This window comes from Fibrobacter sp. UWP2, from assembly GCF_900141705.1.
Lineage (GTDB): Bacteria > Fibrobacterota > Fibrobacteria > Fibrobacterales > Fibrobacteraceae > Fibrobacter.
Genome location: NZ_FQYM01000001.1, coordinates 25,784 through 50,418, shown reverse-complemented (window position 1 = coordinate 50,418; position 24,635 = coordinate 25,784). Strand labels below are relative to the sequence as shown.

At 53.6% G+C, this 24,635-nt stretch carries 15 protein-coding genes; 9 read left to right on the top strand and 6 right to left on the bottom strand.

Annotated elements, in window-relative coordinates:
- The first annotated feature begins 13 nt into the window (after positions 1–13).
- Complete coding sequence (locus BUB55_RS00220) at positions 14–1,720, top strand: GGDEF domain-containing protein (protein WP_073187160.1); 1,707 nt, start codon at positions 14–16, stop codon at positions 1,718–1,720.
- Positions 1,721–1,797: 77 nt separating this feature from the next.
- Here BUB55_RS00220 and BUB55_RS00215 read toward each other — a convergent pair whose 3' ends face one another.
- The 3 genes from BUB55_RS00215 to BUB55_RS00205 all read right to left on the bottom strand — a co-directional run bounded on the left by BUB55_RS00215 (position 1,798) and on the right by BUB55_RS00205 (position 7,790).
- Entirely contained in the window at positions 1,798–4,329 is a 2,532-nt protein-coding gene (locus tag BUB55_RS00215) for a DNA gyrase/topoisomerase IV subunit A (protein WP_073187158.1), read from the bottom strand.
- A gap of 127 nt (positions 4,330–4,456) precedes the next feature.
- On the bottom strand, positions 4,457–6,307 hold the full coding sequence (locus BUB55_RS00210) for a DNA topoisomerase IV subunit B (RefSeq protein ID WP_073187156.1): 1,851 nt from the start codon (positions 6,305–6,307) through the stop codon (positions 4,457–4,459).
- Between the two features lie 247 nt (positions 6,308–6,554).
- Complete coding sequence (locus BUB55_RS00205) at positions 6,555–7,790, bottom strand: POTRA domain-containing protein (protein ID WP_159431903.1); 1,236 nt, start codon at positions 7,788–7,790, stop codon at positions 6,555–6,557.
- Between the two features lie 229 nt (positions 7,791–8,019).
- Here BUB55_RS00205 and BUB55_RS00200 point away from each other — a divergent pair, with 229 nt between their 5' ends.
- The 5 genes from BUB55_RS00200 (at position 8,020) to BUB55_RS00180 (ending at position 14,884) form a co-directional block, all read left to right on the top strand.
- Complete coding sequence (locus tag BUB55_RS00200) at positions 8,020–10,329, top strand: SpoIIE family protein phosphatase (RefSeq protein WP_073187152.1); 2,310 nt, start codon at positions 8,020–8,022, stop codon at positions 10,327–10,329.
- A gap of 19 nt (positions 10,330–10,348) precedes the next feature.
- Complete coding sequence (locus tag BUB55_RS00195) at positions 10,349–10,645, top strand: STAS domain-containing protein (protein ID WP_234971727.1); 297 nt, start codon at positions 10,349–10,351, stop codon at positions 10,643–10,645.
- A gap of 6 nt (positions 10,646–10,651) precedes the next feature.
- Entirely contained in the window at positions 10,652–12,367 is a 1,716-nt protein-coding gene (locus tag BUB55_RS00190) for an MATE family efflux transporter (protein ID WP_073187148.1), read from the top strand.
- Between the two features lie 66 nt (positions 12,368–12,433).
- The gene (locus tag BUB55_RS00185; protein WP_073187146.1) at positions 12,434–14,059 is read left to right on the top strand and encodes a right-handed parallel beta-helix repeat-containing protein; all 1,626 of its coding nucleotides are present in this window, start codon (positions 12,434–12,436) and stop codon (positions 14,057–14,059) included.
- A gap of 24 nt (positions 14,060–14,083) precedes the next feature.
- A complete protein-coding gene (locus BUB55_RS00180; protein ID WP_073187144.1) occupies positions 14,084–14,884 on the top strand; it encodes an FISUMP domain-containing protein in 801 nt (266 codons plus the stop codon).
- A 35-nt stretch (positions 14,885–14,919) separates the two neighbouring features.
- Here the strand turns inward: BUB55_RS00180 and BUB55_RS00175 are convergent, their stop codons facing one another.
- Complete coding sequence (locus tag BUB55_RS00175) at positions 14,920–15,816, bottom strand: flavodoxin (RefSeq protein WP_073187142.1); 897 nt, start codon at positions 15,814–15,816, stop codon at positions 14,920–14,922.
- 173 nt (positions 15,817–15,989) lie between these two features.
- Between BUB55_RS00175 and BUB55_RS00170 the strand changes: the two genes are divergently transcribed.
- The 3 genes from BUB55_RS00170 to BUB55_RS00160 all read left to right on the top strand — a co-directional run bounded on the left by BUB55_RS00170 (position 15,990) and on the right by BUB55_RS00160 (position 21,966).
- The gene (locus tag BUB55_RS00170; RefSeq protein WP_200778500.1) at positions 15,990–17,432 is read left to right on the top strand and encodes an endo-1,4-beta-xylanase; all 1,443 of its coding nucleotides are present in this window, start codon (positions 15,990–15,992) and stop codon (positions 17,430–17,432) included.
- Positions 17,433–17,578: 146 nt separating this feature from the next.
- Complete coding sequence (locus BUB55_RS00165) at positions 17,579–19,096, top strand: carboxypeptidase regulatory-like domain-containing protein (RefSeq protein ID WP_073187138.1); 1,518 nt, start codon at positions 17,579–17,581, stop codon at positions 19,094–19,096.
- 182 nt (positions 19,097–19,278) lie between these two features.
- Positions 19,279–21,966, top strand: coding sequence for a beta-L-arabinofuranosidase domain-containing protein (locus BUB55_RS00160; RefSeq protein ID WP_073187137.1), 2,688 nt, complete (start codon positions 19,279–19,281; stop codon positions 21,964–21,966).
- A 239-nt stretch (positions 21,967–22,205) separates the two neighbouring features.
- On the opposite strand, the gene BUB55_RS00150 is transcribed toward BUB55_RS00160, so the two are convergent.
- Together BUB55_RS00150 and BUB55_RS00145 are read right to left on the bottom strand one after the other, a co-directional pair.
- Positions 22,206–23,687: a hypothetical protein gene (locus tag BUB55_RS00150; protein WP_073187133.1), complete on the bottom strand. Its 1,482-nt coding sequence runs from the start codon at positions 23,685–23,687 to the stop codon at positions 22,206–22,208.
- Positions 23,684–24,505, bottom strand: a complete 822-nt coding sequence (locus tag BUB55_RS00145) for a TIGR02147 family protein (protein WP_073187131.1) — start codon at positions 24,503–24,505, stop codon at positions 23,684–23,686. The genes BUB55_RS00150 and BUB55_RS00145 overlap by 4 nt, the downstream gene beginning before the upstream one ends.
- Between the last annotated feature and the right edge of the window lie 130 nt (positions 24,506–24,635).

Genomic DNA, 24,635 nt, shown 5'->3' with positions numbered 1-24,635 from the left:
CGAGATTTGTGGTATGATCGAAAAAAGAAAAATTAAACCGGTGGTGCCCCTGCTTGCACTCTCCTTCATTGTTCTTTTTATCGCCGTTATGGTCCAACTGCGCAATGCAGGCATTTCGCACTCGCGCGAGATTCTCGATGACGGCTGGAGTCTTGAATACAAGGGCGAAACGCGTACCATTGAATCCATCAAGAATTACAATGTCCCCTTTGAACTGGCGGCAGGCGACACGCTCACGCTTAGCCGTTTCATAAACAAGGCGCCTTTTGACCGTGCGTTTTTGCGGTTCAAGTGCTATCGTGCCGTGGTGGACGTGTTTGCACCGGAACTCATCTATTCATATGGTCATGAACGTATCGACAAGAACTTGTATGTGGGAAGCGGCTTCCACTATGCGTTTTTTGAAATCTCGAGGACTAAAGACCCGGTTCGCATCCAGTTTGTGCTGACGGAGCCAACTTCTTTTTCAAAGCTCCCTCAGTTCGAGTTGCTGCCGGCGGGTGGAGCGGTCAGCGATTACAACGCCCGTAACCTGGTGACGATTATCATTGGCATGTTCCTCGTGTTCGTCGGGCTTATTGCGATTGTCGCGGGTGTGGTCATGGCTTTTTACACGCCGAGCTACTTCAGCATCCTCATGATGGGCATTGTTTCGCTCTTGATGGGCTTCTGGAGCATGTGCTACACCAAAACACTCCAAATGTTCTCTTTGAACCTGACATTCAATTCGCATTTGGAGTATGCGGCGCTTTATTTGGCGCCTGTCGCATTTTTCTCGTTGCTCGTGTACATGCGAAATGGCAGGGTTTCCCCGTGGAAAATTAACGCGGTCAAGGGCTTTGCCGTGTTCGGGGCGTTGCTCTTTGTGGTGTCGTCTTTGGCGCAGGCCTTTGGCTGTGCCTACTATTCCGATTTCCTCCTGGTGTTCCACTTGTACATATTCATTTCTTTCCTGTTTATTGCGGTTCTTGTTTTGCCGTACAGGCAGCATGGGTTTGACCATTCGTCGCGATACCTCACTTGGGGAGTGGGCCTTTTTGGCTTGTTCGTTTTTGGAGAACTCTTTAGGTACGGCATCTGCGAAATCTTTGACATTCGTGGATTTGTGCAAGATTTTTCGCTTATCCCCTTTGGGGCGCTGTTCTTTGTGTTGGCCCTTTTCGCTTGCGACTTTGTTTATATTCTGGATGGCATTACTGCCAAGGCGGAACGTGAGGTCTTGTCGACCATGGTCTACATGGACAATTTGACAGGGCTTTTCAACCGCACCAAGTGCGAGCAAATCTTTGGGGTGCTGGACAGGGGTACGTCTAATTACGCCATCGTGAGCATCGACATGAACGGCTTGAAATATGTGAACGACCGCTACGGCCATGCCGAGGGAGACATCCTGCTCAAGGCCTTTGCCGAGGTATTCAAAAAAGCGTTTGAAGGATTGGGCACTGCCATCCGCATGGGTGGCGACGAGTACGTGGCGATTGTGAGGAGCGAGCATATGCCCGAATTGGATTCTTGCTTAAAGCGTTTGGAAACGCTCGAAAAGGAATACACGGGTGAACTTCCCGTACCGCTGGAGGCCGCCTATGGCGTGGCTACACGTGAAGAGACCATGGCAAGGCTCTCCAAGACGACCGTTACCGCCGAAGAGGTCTACCGCTTTGCCGATGAGTGTATGTACGCCATGAAGCAGTCCATGCACTCCGAAATCAAGCGCATGTAGAAAGCATGTCGTTCGATCCCTTGGGGCGTTTCCCCTCGGGATGACAACTGGCTTTACCCTTCAGGATGAAGGACTCGCTAAAACAGGCTCGGGTCGCTGTCGTCGGTCGATTCCTCACCGGCGCCGTCGTCAAACGGGTCGGGCGGGGTGACGCGGCTCGTACGTTTGACCTTCTTGGCGGTGAACTTGCTGCCCATTGCCTTGTAGCTCTTGACGTCGGCCACCTCGGTCAAATCCAGTTCCTCTTTCTGAACTTCTCGACCCACCTGGTATTCCATCAGCTGGCGGGCGTCATCGGTAGCGAAGAGCTCGATCATCTGGGAATCCTTGTGGTCGGTAATCAGGTTGAACTCCGTCGTCATGGGGCAGCCTTCCAGGTTGAAGCGCTTGACCATGTAGTTGAAGTTCCCGCCCTCAAAGTAGAGGATGGTGAACACCTGAGCGGGGTCAAATTTGTGGATGTACTTGATGCCGGTACCCACGAGGATCGGGTCCGCCATGTCGTGCACGCGGGCGGTGCCGTTCTCCTTGATGATGAGAATCTTGTCCTTCTCGCCGAATTCGCCGATGCGGTCACCCTTCCTTTGCGTGCTGATGATGCCGCTGGGGGCGTCAAAGTACAGGACGCGTGCGCCGAGTGTGCTCACGCCCTTACGGATGCGCTTTACGGTCTTGACCGGGTACTTTGTCACGATGTTTCCGATGGCACCACGGCCCTTGACCTCAATGGTACTGAAATCCACTTCGAAATTGAGCTTGATGCGTGGGCGCGGCTTCAGCACGACCTCGACAACTTCGGCTTCGCCGTTCAGGTTGCTCGACATGTACAGGAGCTTGCTGCCGGGCTTGTTTTTGCCCATGTAGTAATCCTTGTCGCGAGTGACACCACCCACGTTGAAGCGCTTGATGTAGGCGTAGCCTTCCTTGCCGTCCTGGTGGATCACGTTGTAGATGTGACGCTCGTCGTCCTTGTTGAACTTTTCAACGAGCACGATGTCTTTACCTACAAAATCCTTGTCGCTTACGCGCACCACCTTGAAACTGCCGTCGGCCTTGAACACAATGAGGTCGTCGTATTCCGACACGTCAAAGAGGTATTCCTCCTTCTTCATGCCGGTACCTACGAATCCTTCCTTGCGGTTCACATAGAGTTTTTGGTTTGCAAGTGCCACGTGTACGGCGCTCACCGTGCCGAATTCGCCGATTTCCGTTTTGCGGTCGCGGCCTTCGCCGTATTTTTTGAGGATGTTCTTGAAGTAGTTTACGGCGTAGTCGGTGAGGTGTTCCTTGTTGTACTTTACCTCGTCAATCTTTGCGTCCAGTTCCTTCAAAAGTTCGTCCGCCTTTTTGCGGTCAAAACGACTGATGCGGCGTACCGGGATTTCGGCGAGCTTCAAAATCTCTTCGCGGGTTACTTCGCGGCGGAGTTTTTTGATGTGGGGCTTGAGTCCCTCGGCAATGAGTTCCACCATTTCGTCATGCGATTTCGCTTGCTTAATGACCTCGTAGACTTCCTTCTCAATGAATATCTTCTCGAGGCTTGTCATGTGCCAGCGGTCTTGCAGGTGGCCGAGTTCGTTGTCGAGTTCCCAATCCAAAAGCTTTACCGTATGGTCGGTGCTGAGCTTCAATAGTTCCGTGGTGTTGCTGAACTTCGGCTTTTTGTCGATAATCACGCAGCTGTTCGCGGCCAAGGTCGTTTGGCAGTCGGTAAAGGCGTAGAGGGCGTCGATTGCCACCTGCGGGTCGGTACCCGGCTGCAACAGCACTTGGATTTCCACGTTTTCGGTCGTGTGGTCCACAATCTGCTTGACCTTGATTTTGCCTTTTTCGTTTGCCGCCACGATGGAGTCAATAAGGCTGTCGGTCGTGGTGCCAAAGGGAATTTCGCGGATGACGAGCGTCTTGTTGTCGAGCTTCTCGATGCGGGCTCGCACTTTGAGGCGTCCGCCGCGCTCGCCGTCGTTGTATTCGCTAACGTCGATGATGCCGCCCGTGTAGAAGTCCGGGTACAGAGTGAACTTGCGGCCGCGCAGGTAGTCGATGCTAGCTTGGCAAAGTTCCTTGAAGTTGTGGGGGAGAATCGTCGTCGAAAGACCGACCGCAATGCCGTCCACGCCTTGCGCGAGCAAAATCGGGAATTTCGCAGGGAGCGTCACCGGTTCCTTGGAGCGTCCGTCGTAGTTCGGGATCCATTCCGTGGTCTCGGGGTTGAACATCACATCGAGTGCAAAGTCGCTGAGCTTGCCTTCAATGTAACGCGGGGCAGCGGCTTCGTCGCCCGTGAGAGGGTTGCCCCAGTTGCCCTGCGGCTCGATGAGCAGGTTCTTTTGGCCCATGTTCACGAGGGCGGTGTAGATGGAAGCGTCGCCGTGTGGGTGATAGTGCATGGTGTCGCCAACAATGCCCGCCACCTTGTGAAAACTACCATCATTCATTTCGAACATCGTGTGCAGAATGCGGCGCTGCACGGGCTTGAGGCCGTCTTCAAAATAGGGAACGGCACGGTCCAAAATGGTGTAGCTCGCATAGTCCAGGAACCAGCCGTTGTACAGCTTTTCCAGGTGGTTTACGTTCGAAAGTCCTAAAGTTTTCTGTTCTTCGTCCATAGTTTCTTATCGCTCGTTTTAAAAATCTAGTAGGCAGAACTTAGAACTTAGTGCTTAGAGGTTGCAATTTTAGGTCTGCAGCGAAGCGAACTAAGTTCTAAGAGGGGCCTAGGTCCCGGTTTAAGCTCTATAGCTCCTCTACAGCCTCGGTTCTCAGGTTCTCCACGATGTAGTCCTGGCGCGCCTGCGTGTTTTTGCCCATGTAGTACTCGAGCATCTTGCCCAGAGAGGCGTCCGTAGGCATGGTGACAGTTTCCAGGTGCATGTTCTCGCCAATAAGCAGCTTGAAGTCCTCGGAGTCCATTTCGCCAAGGCCTTTGAATCGGGTGATTTCCAGGTCAGTCTTGCCGATTTCCTTTGCCGCCTTGTCGCGTTCCTCCTCGTCGTAGCAGTAGAACGTCTTCTTTTTGTCTTTGCGGTTACGCACGCGGAACAGCGGCGCCTGCAAAATGTACAGGTGCTTTTGCTCCACCAGTTCCGGGAAGTACTGGAGGAAGAACGTCATCACCAAAAGGCGGATGTGCATGCCGTCCACGTCGGCATCGGTCGCGATAATCACCTTGTCGTAGCGCAGGTCGTCGAGCCCGTTCTCTATGTTGAGTGCCGCCTGCAACAGGTTCCATTCCTCGTTCTCGTACACGATTTTTTTGGAGAGACCGTAGCTGTTCTTGGGTTTGCCGCGGAGGCTGAACACTGCCTGCGTCTTGGGGTTACGCGCCGTAGTAATGGTACCGGAGGCGGAATTACCCTCGGTGATAAATATCATGGTCTCGTTCTTGAGCGGGTTCTTGGCGTCGCTCAGGTGGACGCTACAGTCGCGGAGTTTCTTGTTGTTGAGGTTCGCCTTCTTGGCGCGTTCGTTCGCGAGTTTTTTGACGCCCGCAAGTTCCTTCCTCAGTTTTTCGTTCTGGTTGATGCGGTCGAGGATCGCCTTCGCCACCGCCTCGTTCTTGTGCAGGTAGTTGTCGAGTTCCTTCGAGACGCTGTCCACGATCCACGAGCGGAGCGCGGGACCGTTGGGGGCAGTGGTCGTGCTGCCGAGCTTCGTCTTGGTCTGCGATTCAAAAACAGGCTCTTGGATGCGCACCGAGATCGCGCCGATGATGCAATTGCGCACGTCGCTGGCGTCGAATTCCTTTTTGAAGTGGTCGCGAACGCCCTTGACCACCGCCTCGCGGAATGCCGCCAGGTGGGTGCCGCCCTGCGTGGTGTGCTGGCCGTTCACAAAACTGAAGTAATGTTCGCCTTCCTGGTTCGAGTGCGTGAGGGCGAACTCCAAATCCTTGAGTTTGCAGTGGATGATGTCGTAGCGGATGGTTTCGTCCACGCGGCTCTTGAGCAAATCCAAAAGACCGTTCGGGCTCACGTACTGCTTGTCGTTCATCACCATCGTGAGGCCCGTGTTCAGGTACGCGTAGTTCCAGATTTTCTCTTCCATGTAGGCGGGGAGGAACCGGTAGTTCTTGAACAGGTCCGCGTCGGGTTCAAAGTAGATTTCGGTGCCGTTTTTCTCGTTGGTGGCGCATTCGCGATATTCCTTCACCAAAATGCCCTTGCTGAATTCCGCCCTTTTGCAGCGACCGTCACGGAAACTCTGCACGATAAAGGTGGTGGAAAGCGCGTTGACCGCCTTGGTACCCACGCCGTTCATGCCCACAGACTTTTGGAACGCCTCGGAGTCGTACTTGCCGCCGGTGTTCATTTTGGAAACGCAGTCGATGACCTTGCCCAGCGGGATGCCGCGGCCGAAGTCGCGCACGCGGCAGCTCCTGTCCGCCATCTCGATGATGATCTTTTTTCCGGCGCCCATCGCGAATTCGTCAATGGAGTTGTCGATGACTTCCTTCGCCAAGACGTAGATACCGTCGTCGGGGCTCTGGCCGTCGCCTAGCTTGCCGATGTACATACCCGGACGCATGCGGATATGCTCGTACCATTCCAAAGTCTTGATGTTCCGTTCGTCGTAATTACTTGCCATAAAACGCTAGATCCTTAACTTGTTCCTAGTCTAAAAAAGCTTCTGATTTGTCCAAAATTGCCCAAATTATGCAAAAATCGGCATTAAACCGGCACTCGTGGTGCAATTTTAGATATTTTCGCGAGTCCTTTCGGGAAACCCCCGCCTGGATTTGCCTTTAAGAACAATATAGCAAAACTTTTTGACAACGAGTGACATTTTGTGCAGTAAATGATGCTGTCCGTATACCCGTTGTGTTTAGTTCGGTTTACCTGGAGCGCCATCTCTGGGAGACGTTCTTTTCGAAGAGCCCGACAAAAATTTTGGGCTCGCCAGTATCCGGTGCGTAGCCGACTTCTATGCGGATGCGGTCCAGTGCCGGTATCAGCAAGTGGATGCCTCCATAGACGGCTCCAGAATACTCGCTCCAGTCCAGGTCCGAATCATCCCACAAAAAAGATCCGTCCAAACCCGCCACCAGCTGGACTCCATAGAAAAAGTTGATTCCGACGACACTTGCAGGCCTGCGTTCCAGCAGGACAAAACGCTCTTCGAAGTTCAAGAGGCTTTCGTGCTTGCCGTGTCTGGAAGTATCCGCGTCTGCCCCGCGGAAGGTGTTGGCGCCTCCATGGTGAAAACGGTCAAAGAATTCCGCATGGCCGAACCGGTAACGGAAAAGAGCCGACAATCCAGAAATAAACCTGCCCGCTGTGTAGTACCCCCGGAAGTCCGTCAGGATTTCAAAGAAGTTTTCCGGCAAGTCGTGCGCCCCGACTCGGGTCAGCATTATCTCGTCATAGGTGCCGCGTCGGGAATCCAGCGGGGAATCCCTGGTGTCAAAGGAAATCCCGAGCCCTCCCTCGGGAACATGGCCGAATTTCTCCATGTAGCGGTATGCCCCAGAAACAAGAAGGGCGAATCGCTGTGTGAAGTTCCATTCCAAATCTAAGTCGGCAAGCCAGGAGGCGTTGTGAAAATTTCGCAGTTCGTCATAGCTGTCGGTGCGGAGGAGCTCGATGTTCCACCCTACGGGTAGTCCAAAGAGCCAGGGAGACGATGTGTAAATAGCATATTCGTTGTTGTCGAACAGGGGGTCCAGGGAAGTCCTGTATTGGATTTCGCTGCGGATGTCTTCGCCAAAGAGGTTCAGGTAGGCGAGGGCGCCTCCCAGCATCCAGCCGTCCTGATCGGTCTTTTTGCCCGCAGGGGCGGGAATGAACGGAAAAATTTCGGTCAGTTGCAGGACGATGTTCTGTTGGTCGCCCTCTTGGACGCAGCTCAGCTTGATATCAGAAAACAGGTCCAGGCTTTCAAGCCGCCGGGCGTCGGCGGTAAACAAGGAGTCCGAATAGGCGACTCCCGACTTCATGGAAAGTTCGCGAAGGACCACATGGGGTTTTGTTCGGGTCATTCCCTCCAGGGATACCGTCCCGATGGGCGTCCCGTCCTTACAGCCCTCGCCGGCATAGCCGAACACTGCCGGCGCAGCAAGGGCTGAAGCCAACAAGAGAAGGGCAAAAGGGCGAAAGAACGACTTGTCCATGGCATAAACTTAGAAATTTACAAGGGTGATGTCAAAACAAGCGCGTGTTGTCGTCATTGGCCTTTTTAGAACCCTAGAAATTCGCCTTGTTTTGGCGAAGAAATCCCATTTTTCGGTCGAATATTTTAAATTATTAACGTACATCGAATGGACTTGATGCCGTTAGGTGTACGCACAACTAGGGGTGAACATGAAATTCAATATCCATGGTCTGGCGTTTAAACAGTCCCTGATGATACTCGTTGGCATTACCATCGTGTTCGGGGGTGTCCTTGGCGTGATGCGTTATCTGTCAAATGAGAAACTTGGTGAAATGCTTACCAAGCGCAGCGAAGAGGTGAGCCAAGCGAACATCGTGCTCTTTGAACGCATTTTTAACGATGCGATAGCCATAGGCGAGGCCGCCGTCAGTACCATTGAAACCGAGACGATGACGCCCGAGGAACAGGGAATGTTCCTCCGCAAGGCCCTTGAGGAGGCCATGTTCAGGCTCCCGCAGGTGGAAGCGATTGTTGTCGCCTATGAACAGGGAATGGCTCCCAATGCGCGTGCCAATGAATATATGCGGCTCGCGATGCGCGAAGGGGATTCCATAGTGGTCAAGGACGGCCACAGCTACCAAGAAAAACTTTGGTACACAAGCACCAAAAATAAGCAAAAGGCGTTGTGGCAGGAGCCGTTCATTGGGCAGTTTGTGCCGGGACCCATCGCGGTCTACACAATTCCTATTTTCAAGACCGACAAGGCTGGCGAGAAAAAATTCGCGGGCGTCCTCTGCGTCGACATTTCGCTCAAGTTCTTGAACGAGGCGTTGGAAAGCATTCCCATCGCGAATTCCGGGTTCGCCTTTATCCTTTCCTCTGGCAATTTTGCCATTGGGGCCGAAGGACACAGGGAGGCCGGTAAAAATTACAGACCTCAGTTCTTTGAACTGGAAAAGAACTTCCGCAGTCGTGACCAGGGCCTCTTTGTCGCATCCGTATTAGACGAAACGGATGCCGTCGTCTATTTCCGCCGCATGACCGTTAATGGCTGGACCTACATGGTCGTGTGGCCTTCGCAAAAATTCTTCGAGGAACAGCGTTCCCTTGGGCGCACATTCATTATACTCAGTGCTTGCGGATACATTTTAATCATCGTTATTCTCCTTCTCGTTTCGCTCCGTGTGACGCGACCGCTCGTGACGCTCTCCAATGTTGCCGATAAGTTAGGCCAGGGGGATTTTGACGCAGAAATCCCGAACCTCGAAGGCAATGACGAAATTTCGCATTTTGCGGCGGCGTTCGGGAAGATGCGCTCCTCGTTGCAGGAATACATCCAGACGCAAAAGGGTCTTGAACGCATCGAGAGCGAGCTTGGGTTTGCCCGGGGCATCCAGATGGGCATGCTCCCCAAGAGCGAAATGGACGAGAAGATGGACGATTGCCGCCACAAACTGGCTCCCTTCCTGTTGCCGGCGAAGGAAATCGGCGGCGACTTCTACGACTTCTTTAAGCTGGACGACAACCGCCTTTGCGTGCTTATCGCAGACGTTTCGGGCAAGGGCGTGCCGGCGGCGCTGTTCATGATGGCGGCGCTTATTGTCGTGAAGACGATGATCGCGACTCTGGATTCTATATCGGACGCGTTCGACTCCGCAAACCAGAAGATGTTCTTGAAGAACAAGCTGGAAATGTTCGTCACCGTATGGGCGGGCATACTGGATTTGCGCACGGGGCAGCTGCATTTCGCCTCGGCCGGGCATAATCCGCCCGCCATCTTGCGAAAGGACGGGACGACCGAATTCTTAAAGGTAAAGCCGGGAATCGTCATGGCGGCGATGGGAGATGTCCATTACACGGAACATACGGCGCAACTGGATCCGGGCGATACGCTTTTGCTTTATACCGACGGCGTGACGGAAGCGACGAACGCCCAGAACGAACTCTTTGGTGACGACCGCTTGCTTTCGTCACTCGCTGCTTGCAACGAGTGCGATCCCGAAGAAGTCTGCGCTCGCGTAAAGAAGGACGTGGATGCCTTTGTTGGCTCGGCCCCGCAGTTCGACGACATCACGATGCTCGCGGTGAAGTTTATTTGCGGCGGTACGTCAATCTCGGTGAAGGTGTTCCCGAAGGTCGAAAACCTGGAAAGGCTCACCGCGTTCGTGGAGGGCGTTCTTGGGAATACGGATACGCCCATGAAGACCATAACGCAGATGGACGTGGCAATTGACGAGGTGTTCAGCAACATTGTAAGTTACTCCGGTGCCACGGAGGTGACGCTGACGATTTACATTATGGACAACCCGTCGGCAATAAAATTGACGTTTGTGGACGACGGCAAGCCCTATAACCCGCTCGAAAAGGACGATCCGGATGTGACGCTTTCTGCGGAAGAGCGCGGCGTGGGCGGGCTCGGCATCTTTATTGTGAAAAAGATGATGGATTCGCTTGAGTATGAGCGCAATGGCGAAAAGAACCAGCTCACGCTCACAAAGATCATTACAAAAAAAGTTTGATAATAAAAAAGAGGTCAATATGAAAATTGAAAAGATACAAGAAAACGATACACTGACAGTGAGCCTCGAAGGTCGCCTTGATACGCTTACCGCGCCCGAACTCGGCAACGAGATCCAGGGAAAGCTCGATGGCGTCAAGAACCTTGTGTTCGATTTCGCGAAACTCGCCTACATTTCGTCGGCGGGCCTCCGCATTTTGCTTTCGGCACAGAAGGTGATGAACAAGCAGGGTTCCATGGTCATCAAGAACGCCGGACCCGAAGTGAAGGAGATCTTTGACGTCACAGGCTTCAGCGATATCTTGACGCTCGCATAGTCCCAAATGAAAATAAACGACACGTTTTGCGGCAGGCGCTTCAAGTCGATGCTCTTTACGGCGTCGGTTTCTGCGTGTGTAGAAATCGCGAACGTGCTCGTAGACAAAGTGGTCTCGGCACAGGTGTTGGGCGAGAAGGCGCTTGCCGCCGTTTCCATGTTTACACCCATGTTTTCGTTCGTGTTCTTTGTGAGCGCGATCGTGATGGTTGGAAGCCGCGTGTGCTATTCGATTGAAATTGGGCGCTTGTGCCGGGTTCGCGCCAATGGGTTCTTTGGCCAGGGGCTCATCCTTTCGACGGTGATTGGCCTTGCCCTCCTTGCCTTGTTCTTCATGGCCCGCGTTGCCATATTGAACTTTGTGGGGGTGGACCCAGATTTAGGCAACTATGTCAACGAGTTCTACCGTTATTTTGTGTGGGTGGCCTTTGCCATCCCGGTGAATTGCTTTTTGCAGCAGATGGTGTATGCCGACGGCGACGTGAAAATCTGTAATGCGTCTTATACGGTGCTGCTCGGCTCAAACGCTGCGCTCTCGTTTTTGCTGGGCCGTCAAATGGGCATGGAGGGCATTGCGCTCGGTACGCTCCTTGCGAATGTCCTGAGCACGCTTGTGCTTGCCGTGCATTTTTTCAAGAAGACGAATACCCTCAAGTTTATATGGCACGTGACCGCCCGCGATAGCGCTTCGGTAGTGCGGTTCAGCATGGCGGAATCGCTCGAGTTCCTCTTTTTTACGTTGTTTACTGCTGTAACGAACCATTACTTTATCACAGTGCACGGTACGGGGCCGTTGCCCGTACTCTCGATGATGTACGAACTCATCGAAATGGGCGTGCTGTTTAACGGGGTATGGCTTGCGGCGGAACCGCTCATCAATATTTACCGCGGCGAGAAGAACGGGAACGGCGTTGCGCAGGCGATGCGGTTTGTGAATTACACACTTTTTAAGGAAGGCGTTCTCGTATCGGTCGCCCTCTTTTTGTTTGCCCCGTGGGTGGTGCACCTGTTTCACATCCATTCGGGTGAACTGGTGGGCGCAGCGGTGCTTGCTGTGCGTGCCGCCGCCGTGGGCATGCTGCCGATGGCGATCGTAAAGGTATATGCCGCCTACTATGAGCATGAGCAACCGGTGCTTTCGATATCGATGATTGTTATGATCGTCTTTTTGAGTCCTGTCGTCTGTGCGTTCGGGCTGCAAACGCTTATTCCGGACGGATTTTGGATGGGCTTTGCCGTGGCGCCGTTTTTGGCGTTAGCTTTGTCAATTGTTTTGCACCTGCTGCTTTACGGACGCAAGGGGTTCCCGCTTTTGCTGGACGAGTTCAAGGCCTCGGGTGATTGGCATATGCGAAACGTGCTGCTTTTCCCAGAGAGTCTGTTGGCTTTCCGCGATGACGTGGGGACGCTTTTGGAATCGAGGGGCTTTGATACAGCAATGCGCACGAAGGTGATGCTCCTTGTTGAGGAACTTGGCATGACGATTTACGAACGCAACCGCGGCCGCAAAATCTACATGGAGTTCAGCGTCATTGTAAAGAAAAGCGGAATTACGCTTATTGTGAAGGACAACGGTGTCATCATGGACGTGACGGACTTGGAGCGCGCGGTGACGGACCTTCGCGCTTACCTTGTGAACATGTTCATGTCGACGCATGTGGACAAGGTTTACCTGCTCACATCGAGCTACAACCGCCACGTATTCAACTTCGGCTCTTGCTAGGTCTAATTTTTTTTTGTTTCGCATACGACACATTTTGTTTATATTATAAACATCTGTGGAGGTTGTATGGCAAAGAGGTTCTTTTTTGCGCTAGGGCTCGCCCTCGCGGCGCTGCAATCCTTCGGTGCCGTGTATTACGTGGCACCCGATGGCAACGATGCCAGCGCGGGCACAAAGGACAAGCCCTTCGCCTCGCTCAACAAGGCGAATACCGTGGTGCACGCGGGCGACACCGTGTGGGTTCGCGGCGGCATCTACGACCTGCGCGATACCGTCTTTTTTGCACGGTACAAAATGACTGCGGCAATAGTCTTGACGGCAAGCGGCGAGAGCGACGACAACCGCATCCATTACCTGGCCTACCCGGGCGAGCGCCCGATTTTTGACGGCGCGAACCTCCCCGTGGCCGCAGGCACGGACCATAGCGACGGCACTCCCGAAGGCGCGATGTACACGTCTCCCATCGTGATTTCGGCAAAGTATTTGCATTTGAAGGGTTTCGAGGTGCGGAACACGCCCATGAAGCACAACTCGAATTCCGGCGTGTTTCTTTACGCGAGCAAGCACATCTTCTTGGAAAATATGGACAGCCACCACAACGCAGGCCCCGGGTTCTTCGCGAACGACGGCGCGCCAGATGGCGGCGGACACATCTTCTTGAACTGCGATGCCCACGACAACTACGACCCCTTGGGCTGGCAGGGCGACGGCGAAAATGCCGACGGCTTCGGCGCGCATTACCAGAAACCCGGCGAGGGTGATACCACGAAGTTCATCGGGTGCCGCTCCTGGTGGAACAGCGACGATGGCTTCGACTTCATCAACCAGGAATTCCCCGTGGTGCTGGAGAACTGCTACGCCATGGGGAACGGCTACAGCGATTACGGACTTGGAAACCCGAAGAACGGCAACGGTCACGGCATCAAGATGGGTGAGAGCACCCTCGGCGGCGGGCGGCATACCATCAAGTTCTGCGCCGCCTGGAAAAACAAGGCGACGGGCTTTTATGCAAACTATACCGGCGTGGGCAGCAAGTGGCTCAACAACACGTCGTACATGAACAAGGACCGCGAATTTGCCATGGCATCGACGCTCTTCGATTCTCAGGGGAACCGCATTGCCGAGGTGGCGCCCCTCACCGGCGACAACGCGCACGTGCTCAAGAACAACATCGCCTTCCCGAACAAGAATTCTCAAGTCGGGGAATGCTGGGAGTATATACCGAGCCAGGGCATCGACCACTACGTGGAATGCCCCGCCGGCGAAAACAACACTTGGAACCTGAAACTCGACCTGACCGAAGACGATTTTGAGAGTCTCGATGACCCGAGCATGACCGTCACCGGCAAGGACCTCTCGACGATTTCGGGAATCTTGGGCCCGCGTAACGCTGACGGTAGCTTGCCCGATGTGGGCTTCTTGAAACTCAAGAAGGGGAGCCGTGCCATCGACAAGGGCGAAGATCTCGGGTTCCCGTTTGTGGGCGAAGCACCTGACTTGGGTGCGTTCGAATACGGGATGAGCTCGGGTAGCACGACGCCGATTTTCAGGAAAGCTGTCCGCAATTCTCGTGACCTCAAAACGTCGCGCTTGGTGAAGGCTTTCGATTTGCAGGGGCGCTTCTTTGGAAAGGTGCTGGTTGAGTATGGCGCAGACTTTGTCCCCAACAAGAATGTATATTTAAAATACTAAACACTTTAACATCGGGAGTTACAGATGAAATTTTATCCTTTATTTGCTGCTTGCTCCATTTTGGCCGTTACCCTGATTGCGTGCGGGGACGATTCGTCATCGGGCGCAAAAGAAGAACCTTTGCCAAGTTCTTCTTCAGAAGAAATCACGTCTAGCGAGACTGTGCCAGAAAGCAGTTCGTCTATAGTGCTCTCTACTATAATCAACGAGGATTCGACCATTATCGATCCGCGCGATTCTAGTACATATAAAGTCATTAAATTCGGAGATCAGATTTGGATGGCGGAGAACATGAAGTATTCGCCCGAAGACACCCTCTGTGAAAAAGGTGTTGGGGATGAATGCCTTTATACCTGGTCCGAAGCGATGGGTAAAGGACACGACTACGATCGCAAGTGGCTGGCCATCAGAGATACGACAGGATTCCAGGGGCTTTGTCCGCCCGGGTGGCATGTGCCTTCCGCAAAAGAAGCTTTGACATTGGAAAAAAGTTTGCGCAGGCTTCTGGAACATGGATACGAAAGCGAGTATTTCTGTTCTTCGGTGGTTCAGGAGGATATGTTAAATGAAGACGGAAGCCGTAGTAACTATTGCGAAGCTTACGGTGCTGGCGGCCTTTCCAATGGCTTCAACATGCATTTGATTGGGGATCGAAGTGGTTTCTGGCTCGTTGAAGAAGACAACGATCCCTTTACTTGCACTATCGCAAGTGCGGTGACTTTCTGGGGAGGGTCAATTTGGGTGGATGATTTCCCGAATTCAAGAAAGGATAACCTGTACAACCTTCGTTGCGTCATGAACGCAGATGAGGGCGAAGACGAGTAAGCGTTTGTGGGGTTCCCGCTCAAATCTTGCGGAAGCTATTGTTCCACGCCAATGAGTTCGGCCTCGCCCTGACCGGGGAGCGGCTTGAAGATTTTCACGTTCGCTTGCACCGCGGGGCCACCAAACGCCTTCATTTCGCACACGAATAGGTAGTTCATGCCGGCAACAACCTGTTTTGAGACGCTGAGCGGCTTCAAGTTCAGGTAGGCGTAGTCCCTGGTGCCTTCGGCGAAGGCGGCGGAATCCTCGACGGTAAGGGGCTTTTGCTCCGAATACCCGCCCATAAGCATTGCCTCGGTTTTGCCGGTTTCCAAGTCGGCGAAGAATCCTTCCACTTCCTTCACGGCGACTTCGGTGCCGTTCTCGGCGTTGATTCTCTTGTTCGAAATCCCATAGGCGAGCGTTACGTTTGCGCCTGGTTCAAGCGTCTTGAGTTCTTCGGAGCTTGCTTTGCGTCCGCCGCTGCCATAGGTGCAGAACGGCACAACCACCTTGCCGCCCAGGTCGTTTGCGCTTAGGAATGAGTAAATTGGCGGTGCAAAGGAACCGAACATGATGGGGTAGCCCAAGAATACGGTGTCGTACTTGGCGACTTCGAGCTTGGCGTTCGCCAGCGCGGGCCACTGCTTGGTTTCGCGCTCCGCGCGGACCTCGGCGATGGTGCTGTCGTAGGTGGAGGGGTAGGGCTTTTCTAGCGTCAGTTCAAATTCGTCGGCATTGCGGGCGTTCTTGAAAATTTGCGCGAGCTTTTTGGTGGAGCCTGTTTGTGAGTAGTAGACCACCACCGACTTGGACTGCTGTGGGGCCGCCTTTGTCTGGGGCGCGGACTGTGTTTTAGTTTGTTCGGCACTCTGCTTTTCGCAGGCGGTGAACGTGGCTGCAGTGGCAATCATTGCCGACATGGCGAAAACGAGTTTCAAGTGACGGGTCATTTTTTTGCTCCTTGAACCATGGGTTCGGCTCGTGATTTTGCTTTTTTCATTAAAAAACTAAAAATTTTAGCAAAACCAGATTGCATATTTTTGTTTACGTCCTGCATTCTTTTTTTTGTTTATTTTATACGCAGGGTTAAATTAGGGTTAGGGCATACAAAGGAGTACAAAGAATGCATAAATCACATTCTGCTATGGCGGCTATACTTGCCGCGACCCTATTTGGAGCTGGTGCGGTGAGCGCCTACGCCCAGGAACCCACCCTCAGATCCCTTGCCGAGGAACGTGGCCGCTACGTCGGCGCCATCCTGAATTCCCAGTGGTTCGGCGGAGGACTTCCCGGTGATTACGAAAAAATTCACAAGACCCAGTTCAATGTGGTCGTCGCCGAAAACGAGATGAAGTTCGACGCCACTGAACCCCAGGAAGGCCGCTTCAACTATGGCAACGGCGACAAGATGGTCAAGTATGCCAAAGCCAACGGCATGCGCGTCCGCGGTCACGCTCTTGCTTGGCATAGCCAGGTCCCAAACTGGGTAAACAACTACAAGAACGATAAGAAAAAGCTTCTCGCCGTGCTCAAGAACCACATCGAAAAAGTCGTTGGGCACTGGAAAGGCCAAGTTGACGAATGGGACGTGGTAAACGAAGCGGTAAGCAACAACGAGCCCATGTGGCGCAGCTATTCTGTGTGGTACCAGGGAATTGGCCCTGAGTTCATCGACTCCGCCTTCGTGTGGGCGCACGCCGTGGACCCGGATGCGGAGCTCTGCTACAACGATTACAACCTTGAACAGGGAATCAGCCCCAAAGCCAAGGCCGGGTTCGTGCTGGAGCAGGTCAAGCGCTGGGTCGCCAATGGAATTCCTATCACCTGCGTGGGTTCCCAGACGCACGTCGAGGACACCACCACCGACAAGCACTTCATCGGTTCCCCGGATAGCCTCCGCGCCTTTGCGAGGGAGCTCGCCAAACTCGGGGTCAAGCTGAACATTACCGAGCTCGACATTGGCTTCAAGAGCGGCATCAACGTCTCTAGCGCCGACCTGGCGCGCCAGGGCCGCAATTACCGCGAATACATGGATGTGTTCCTCGAAGAACCCAACATGGGCACGTTCCTCATTTGGGGCGTGAGTGACAAGTGGAGCTGGCTTGGCGGCCTTAACAGGCAAAAGGGGCTTATCTACGACGACAATTTACGGCCCAAGCCTGCGTTCGACAGCCTTATGGCGAGCCTCAAGGAGCACCCGGTCGAAAGCGTGGTTTCTCCGTACAAGCAGAGCTTTATCCCCGATACAACCAAGCAGGACACGACGGCGAATGATTCCACCGCCAAGGACACCACGGTCAAAGATACCACGACCAAGGATACGACCGATGCCATTATGCCCTCGGTTGCAAGGCTACCCGCTTCTCTCCATGTCGCGGGCAGTGTATTGCACCTGACGGGGATGGCTTCCGCCAGGGTAGACCTGTTCGACATGCAGGGCCGCCCTGTGTTCAGCGCCAAATGCGAGAACGGGACCGTGGAGCTCAAGGGCCTTGCCAGCGGTCGCTATGTGGTGAGGGTGGAGCAGAATGGCATGGTGGACGTCAAGAATGTTATTCTGAAGTAGACCTTCAAAAAATCGTAAAGTTCTCTTAACTCAAACATAGACAAATCATCCATGAATATGGTGGTTTGTCTTGTTATTTTAGGCGGTTTCCGGCTTAAATTAACTTATGTGAGGTACGCGGTAAAGCGGCTTAATTAGGAGGACCAATGTTCAGCAAAGCACCCCATCTTTTGACCGTATTGTGCCTTTTGGCATTTTGCGGTTTTTCGTTTGCATACAGCGTGTCGGGAACCGTTTCCGACGAACAGGGCGTGGCTATCAAGGGCGCCTCGGTGAGCCTTCTCAAAGAGGGCAAAACAACGACGACCGACGACCAGGGCAAATTCACTATTTCCGAAGAAGAAATGTCGATTCGTGCGGCCGGGAATGCTGTTGGCTACATCGGTGTGAGTAACGGAGTGCTTTCGTACTCGCAGAGCGGTACGCAACCGGTCCAGGTGAAAATTTTCAACACGCTTGGTCACCAGGTCTTTAGCAAAACCTTGCTGGGCTCCGGCACGTACGACTTGGGCCGTGCCGTCAAGGCATGTGGCACCTACTTTGCAAACGTGGGCGTCGGCAGTGCAAGGCAGAGTTTCAAGTTCACGAGCGAAGGCAACTTCAGTTCCGCCACCGGTTCTGCAAACGGCTCGCTCATGAAGGAAGCCGCCCAGGACGAGGCAATCCAGTTTGTTGCAGATGGATTCGATACCCTCACTGTGTCGCTCGGCACGCTTGACACGACTCTCAATGTGAAGCTCAAGGCGAAGGCTCCGGAATTCAAGTTCGGCTACGCGCTCAAAAATGATCCGACCCCGAGTAAGGGCTGCGGCTCCAATTCCAAGCTGCAAAAGGTCAAGAGCGTCGAGAACGGCGACCAGTTCCAGATCCGGGTAGGCAGCGACAACCGCACCTACTTTGTTACCCTGCCCAAGAACTACGACAACAAGAAGCCGCACAAGGTGCTCTTTGCGCTGCACTGCTACGGCAGTAACGGCGAAGACTTTGTGCACCACAATCCCGACTATGACCATCCCACGCCTTACTACGGCCAACAGGTGCTCGACAAGAACGGCGACTACATCTTTGTCTCTCTCGATGCGGTTGGCGGCCTATGGAACAAGGGCCAGCCCGACCACGACTTCTTCGCGCAGACGCTCACCACCCTCGAGGAGAACTACTGCATCGACACGAGCCGCGTGTTCATTACAGGCTTCAGCTTCGGCGCCATGTTCAGCTACTCGCTGATGCAGGACATGCAGAGCCGAGTCCGCGCAGCAGCCACCTACGCCGTGGCCGACTACAACATCTGGCTGCCCGAAGGCAGCAACATGAAGGACCTGCCCATCGCCTGGATGAACGTACATGGCGTAAACGATGGCCGTTGCAATTACGACCGTGCAAAGAACAGCGCCCTTCCGCGCATCCTCAAGCGTAACGGCAAGGCCGACGCGAACGGCGACTTCACAGACGCGAGCAGCGAAAAGCCGCAAGAAATCAGCGGCAATACAGGGCACGTGTGCTACGACTTCAAGAACGTAGACGAACGCTTCCCCGTCAAGTGGTGCACCTGGCCGGGTGACCACCAATGGACCGCGCACGACACTGGCAACATGGGCGTCGGCTGGAACTGGGAACAAACCTGGGTCCCCGAAGAAGTCCACAAGTTCTTTGAACAGTTCTAAAATTCCCAAAAACGCCTTTGCGGTTTTAACAAAGCTAAATGGAACGGGTCCTTAAAAGGGCCCGTTTTCGTATTTATTTTGTTATTGTTGGGAACTGGTTTGTGTAAAAGTTTACTATGAATTGTACTATACATGATAAAAAATGTAGTTTTAAAGAAACTTCAACCAAAAAGGAAAAAAATATGAAGTTGGGATGGTTTGGCAAAAGCGTTCGCGCAGCGATCGCCTTAATGGGGCTTTCATGTAGCCTCGGTTTTTCACAAGATTTGCTTTACCCCGACATGTTCGCCTTGTCGGATGTGCAACTGCTGGACGGTGTGCTAAAGGAGCGGCAGGACTTGAATGTCGAAACACTCCTCAGCTACGACGTTGACCGCCTGCTGGCGCCTTTTTACGAAGAGGCGGGGATGCGCCCGAAGGCGTCCAAGTTCCCGAACTGGGCTGGGCTTGACGGTCATGTGCTGGGGCACTACCTGAGTGCGCTTGCCATGCACTACGCCGACAACGACGATATTCAGGTCAAGGAACGTCTGGAATATATCTTGAACGAACTCAAGACCATCCAGGACCAGAACTCCAAGGATGCGAACTTTGTGGGCTATATCAGCGGCGTGCCCAACGGCAAGCAGATGTGGCTCAAGATGAAGAACGGCGATGCGGGCGCTCAAAACGGTTATTGGGTGCCCTGGTACAACATTCACAAGCTCTATGCGGGCTTGCGCGACGCCTATGTTTACGCGGGCTACGAAAGTGCCAAGACGATGTTCCTTAAGCTTTGCGACTGGGGCATTACCATCACGAACGGCTTGAACGATTCCAAGATGCAGCAGATGCTCGGTACCGAGCACGGCGGCATGCCCGAAGTCTATGCCGACGCCTACAAGCTCACGAACAACGAGAAGTACCTGGCCGCCGCCAAAAAGTGGTCGCACCAGTGGCTGCTGAACCCGATGGCACAGGGCAACGACAACTTGACGAACGTCCATGCGAACACGCAGGTGCCCAAGGTGGTGGGGTTCGCCCGCATTGCGGAACTCTCGGGCGATCAAACATTCTTGAAGGGCTCTGACTTCTTTTGGCAGACAGTCGTGAACAAGCGCAGCATCGCCATTGGCGGCAACAGCATCTCGGAGCACTTCCCGGCTCTCAACAACCACAAAAAGTATGTGGAAGAGCGCGAGGGACCGGAATCGTGCAATACTTACAACATGCTCAAGCTCACCGAGCGCCTGTTCAACATCAAGCACGATGCGCATTATTCCGATTTTTATGAACGAGCCCTTTTCAACCACATCCTCTCTACCATCCACCCGACGCATGGCGGTTACGTGTACTTTACACCGGCGCGTCCGCGCCACTACCGCGTGTATTCCAAGGTCAATGCGGGCATGTGGTGCTGCGTTGGCTCGGGCATGGAGAACCCGGCAAAGTACAACCAGTTCATTTATACCAAGGACAAGGATGCTCTTTACGTGAACCTCTTTGCAGCCTCTGTGCTGAACTGGAAAGACAAGGGCGTCAAGATCAAGCAGGAAACGGCGTTCCCCAAGGGCGAGAGTTCCAAGTTCACCATTACTGGGAGCGGCAGTTTCGACATGCAGATCCGCCACCCGTACTGGGTTAAGGAAGGAGAATTCAAGGTTGTTGTGAACGGCGATACCATCGTGAAGACTTCGACGCCTTCGAGCTACGTTTCTGCAGGCAAGTCCTGGAAAACGGGCGATGTGGTGGAGGTTCTCTACCCGATGTACATCCACACTGAGGATCTCCCCGGTGTGTCGGATTACGTGGCGCTTTTGTACGGCCCGATTGTGCTCTCGGCAAAGACGGGCACAGCGAACCTGAACGGCCTTGTCGCCGACGACGGACGCTGGAGCCACATTGCCTCTGGAGCGCTTGAATCGCTGGACCAGGCGCCCATGCTCGCCAGCGCAAAGAAGGACATTCCATCGAAAATCGAACCTGTGAAGGGCGAACCCCTGCATTTTAAGGCGCCTTACCTCTTTGCTCAGCAAAAGGACGCTAACCTGCTGCTGCAACCGTTCTACGAGGTGCATGACGCCCGCTACATGATGTACTGGATGGTGCTTACCGACCCGAGCATTTTGGACCGCCTCGAAAAGGAGCAAAAGGAGGCGCTCGCCCTCGACGAGAAAACCGTCGACAAGGTGGCCCCCGGCGAACAGCAACCCGAAGTGGACCACAAGATGAAGACCGAAAACTCCACCTCGGGCACACACCAGGGTGAGTTCTACCGCGACGCGGGCCAGTGCTCCGGCGGTAACGGCGGCCTCATCAGCTATGAGTTCGAGACCAACAGCGAAGATTCCCTGAGCCTCATGGTGCGCTACTGGGGCAACGAGGGCTGCACTCGCGTGTTCGACATCAACATCGATGGCGAAAAGCTTACGACCGAGACCATCTCCAACCGCTGGAAAAAGGACGAGTTTGTGAATGTGACTTACCCGATTCCCGACAAGATGGTGAAGGGCAAGAAGATTGTGCGCATCTCGTTTGAGGCAAGTTCCGGGATGGTAGGCGGCATCTACAGCGTGCGCCTGCTTCGCAACAAGCCCAAGCCGGAGGACCCCCCGGCGGGAATCAAGATTGCCTCCGCGGTAAAACAGAACCTTCGTGTGCGTGTCGGTCGTGAAACGCTCCAAATCGAGTCGGGTGCCACACTCGGCCATGCCATGACGGCAAAAATTTACTCGATGGACGGTCGTCTCAAGGTCTCGCAGGTGCTTGTCGCGGGCATGAACCACTTTGACCTGGATATTTCGGGACTCAAGAACGGCAATTACATTGTGCGGATCTTTGAAGGCGGGCTCGTGCGCGGTTACACGATCTTCTCGAAGAACGGACTGTAGAATTTCTTAACAAACACTCCTAAATAAGCAGAATGTTCCCAGTTTTCGGGAACATTCTTTCTTTTTTTGTATATTTGCGCGCTGGAAAAAAAGAGGTTGTTATGAAAAAAGTTTGTATGCAAGCCCACAGGGCGAGCTTATCCATGAAACGCTGTTTTGCATCGCCCACGGTGAAGTTCGCGATGACGGCGTTTGTAGGCTCCGTCATCGCGATCTTGGTCGTCTCGCTTACAGCTTAATTAATTTCTGTCGCTCCATTCCTTGTACGGGTCCACTGCTTCAAGGCTTTCGGGGTTGTCGCAGTTCCAAAGGGGGCTTTCAACGTTTTTGTGCTTGAAAGTCTTACCCGAGGGGTCCCATTCCTTGGACCCTGTAATCAGGAATGCAGAGTAATGGGTGGATGTGTCTTCAGCGCAGTTGCCGACCTTCACAAAGTCGTTCACTTGGACGGTTCCTGCGTCAATTTTTCTTAGGGCGTGCCCCTTTGCGCCCCTGTCCTTGATGACGACGGCAAAGTACGCACTTGCTGCATTGGAATCCCATGAATATCTGTACAGCAGCGGGTCTTTACCCTTTGTCGGGAATATCGTCGCGACAAGTGAATCGGGGAGCTTGTAAATGCCTTCTTCGCTGAATTCGCTTGCAAGGCCGCTTGGGTCGAACCCGCTGTAGGCTTCGGCATCGCTATAGAATTCGACGTTGTCGAGGACGTAGAGCATTCCGTCAATGGAGTCCATGTCGGGCGTGAATTGATGGATGTAGTCGCTCTGGGTTTTCTTGTCGTTTATGACGCCAGTTCGCCATTCCTGGTGCAGCTTGGCTGTGGAATCGGAATTGTCTTCTTCAGTGGTGCAGTTCTCTTCCTTGACGGTTTCCCCATCGATGACGGTGTACGAGCCATAGCAAGACTCTGGCGCGTTGTCGGGGGAGTCTGTGGCGCTGTACATGGCAGAGTCGGCCTTGCAAATGTCTATGTAATCCTGCTCCCGATTTTCGAGAACGCTCTCGGCGGTTTCCCCTTCGCGCATAAGCCGTGCGCAGCCCACTGAGAGATGTCTCGACCGACATCCGTCCCCAAAGTCCCTGAACAAGCCGGAAGAGTTGTTGCACTCGTCCTTGAACTGTTCCAGTTTCTCGGAGCAAGTGACTCCGGGCCCCCAGAATCCGCCGTTATACGAAGCACCCCCGATGGTGGTGATGACAATGGCTTCGCCGTTGATTTCGGCGAACTGGATGGCCTCTGTGCTTTCTGAAATTTCTCTTCTGAGATAGTTCTTGGCGGAGTTGTACTCGCGGTTGAGGGTGAGGCCGGGTTCTACGTCATAGTACATGACACGGCATGTCATGCGCTCGTCCAAACTCTTGTAGTCGAATTTGGTTTGAGGTTTAGAATCGAATGGTATGTTCAGACGAGCGGGGTTTATTTGCGTAGCGCTGTCGACGGGGTCGCAACGTTCTTCGCAAGTGGACGGAATCGAGTTCGTGCATATTGTGTAGCAGTTGGCGGAGTTCTGTATTATGACAACGGTGTCTACGAGCGTATTGAACGCCTTGTTCAGCATGGCTATTTGCTCGTCCGTCAAATTGGCGGTTTGGGTGGCGTTGGGCTCGTTAGTGGAGCCCGCCATAGACGGGTCGTTTGCATGGGAAGCTTCGTCCCCGCAGGCTGCAAACATCAGGACCGCGGCGCAGCCTAAGGTGAGTTTGTTCAAATTATTCATACCTCGTCCTCCTTTTTGGTGAGCGGGAACAGCTGCATGTTCAGTCTGTAAACTTGTGTGTAATCGTTGTCTTCGGCGGCGATGGCCACCAGCCTTTGCCTGAATGCGTCGAGTTCCTTGGTGATGCGTTCAAAATTCCTGGGCGAAATCCCGAGAGTAATCCCGGTGATGTGCCGTTCTTCCACAGGGCAGTTGTCGATGGCGGATGTCGCGAGCCGTGACATTTGGCGGTGCATGGTGCGCAAAGCCATGGGCATCACCTCGGCATCGCCCGTGATGGATTTTTGGGTCTGGGTATAGGAGTCGCCCTCTTTTTTCAAAAAACCTTTTGTCGTGAGGAAGTCGAGGGCGTAACGCACGTCGGCGGCGCTCACCACGGGGTAGCAGCGGCGTGCGAGCTCAAGCGGTTTTGCTCCGGGCATGAGCGGGGCGAGTTCACGTATCACGGGGTTCACCCACGAATTGAAGTATTGGTAGGCATCGGCTTCCACAATGCGGACCTTGTTCTCGCGGGCGAGGGTCAGCATGGCGTCGTAGGCTTCTTTGCGGACCGTCTCGGTCTTTGCGTCCTCGAAGTCGACGAGGTGTGCAAAATAGGTGGCCTCGTAGCCCTCGAGCCCCATGGCGGTTGCGGAGCTCTTGGCGCCGCCCTTGCTCAGGCGACTCTTGCCCTCGCATACGACCTTCATGTAGTTGGGCGAGGAGAATCCTGCGAGCCTCGAGAATTCACGCCACGAAAACGCGGAATGGTGCTTGCGATCCTCGTAAAAGTCCTGCATGTACTTGCGGTAGCTTTTGTATTCAATTATCGGTTTCATACCTATAATATAAAACCGAAATTTTGTAAAATCAATAGTTTCGTGCTACAAAAATTATGAATTTTGATAAAAAACACGATATTTTTTCAACTTTTTAAATTTTTGCAATTTTTATAATACGTGTGCGTAG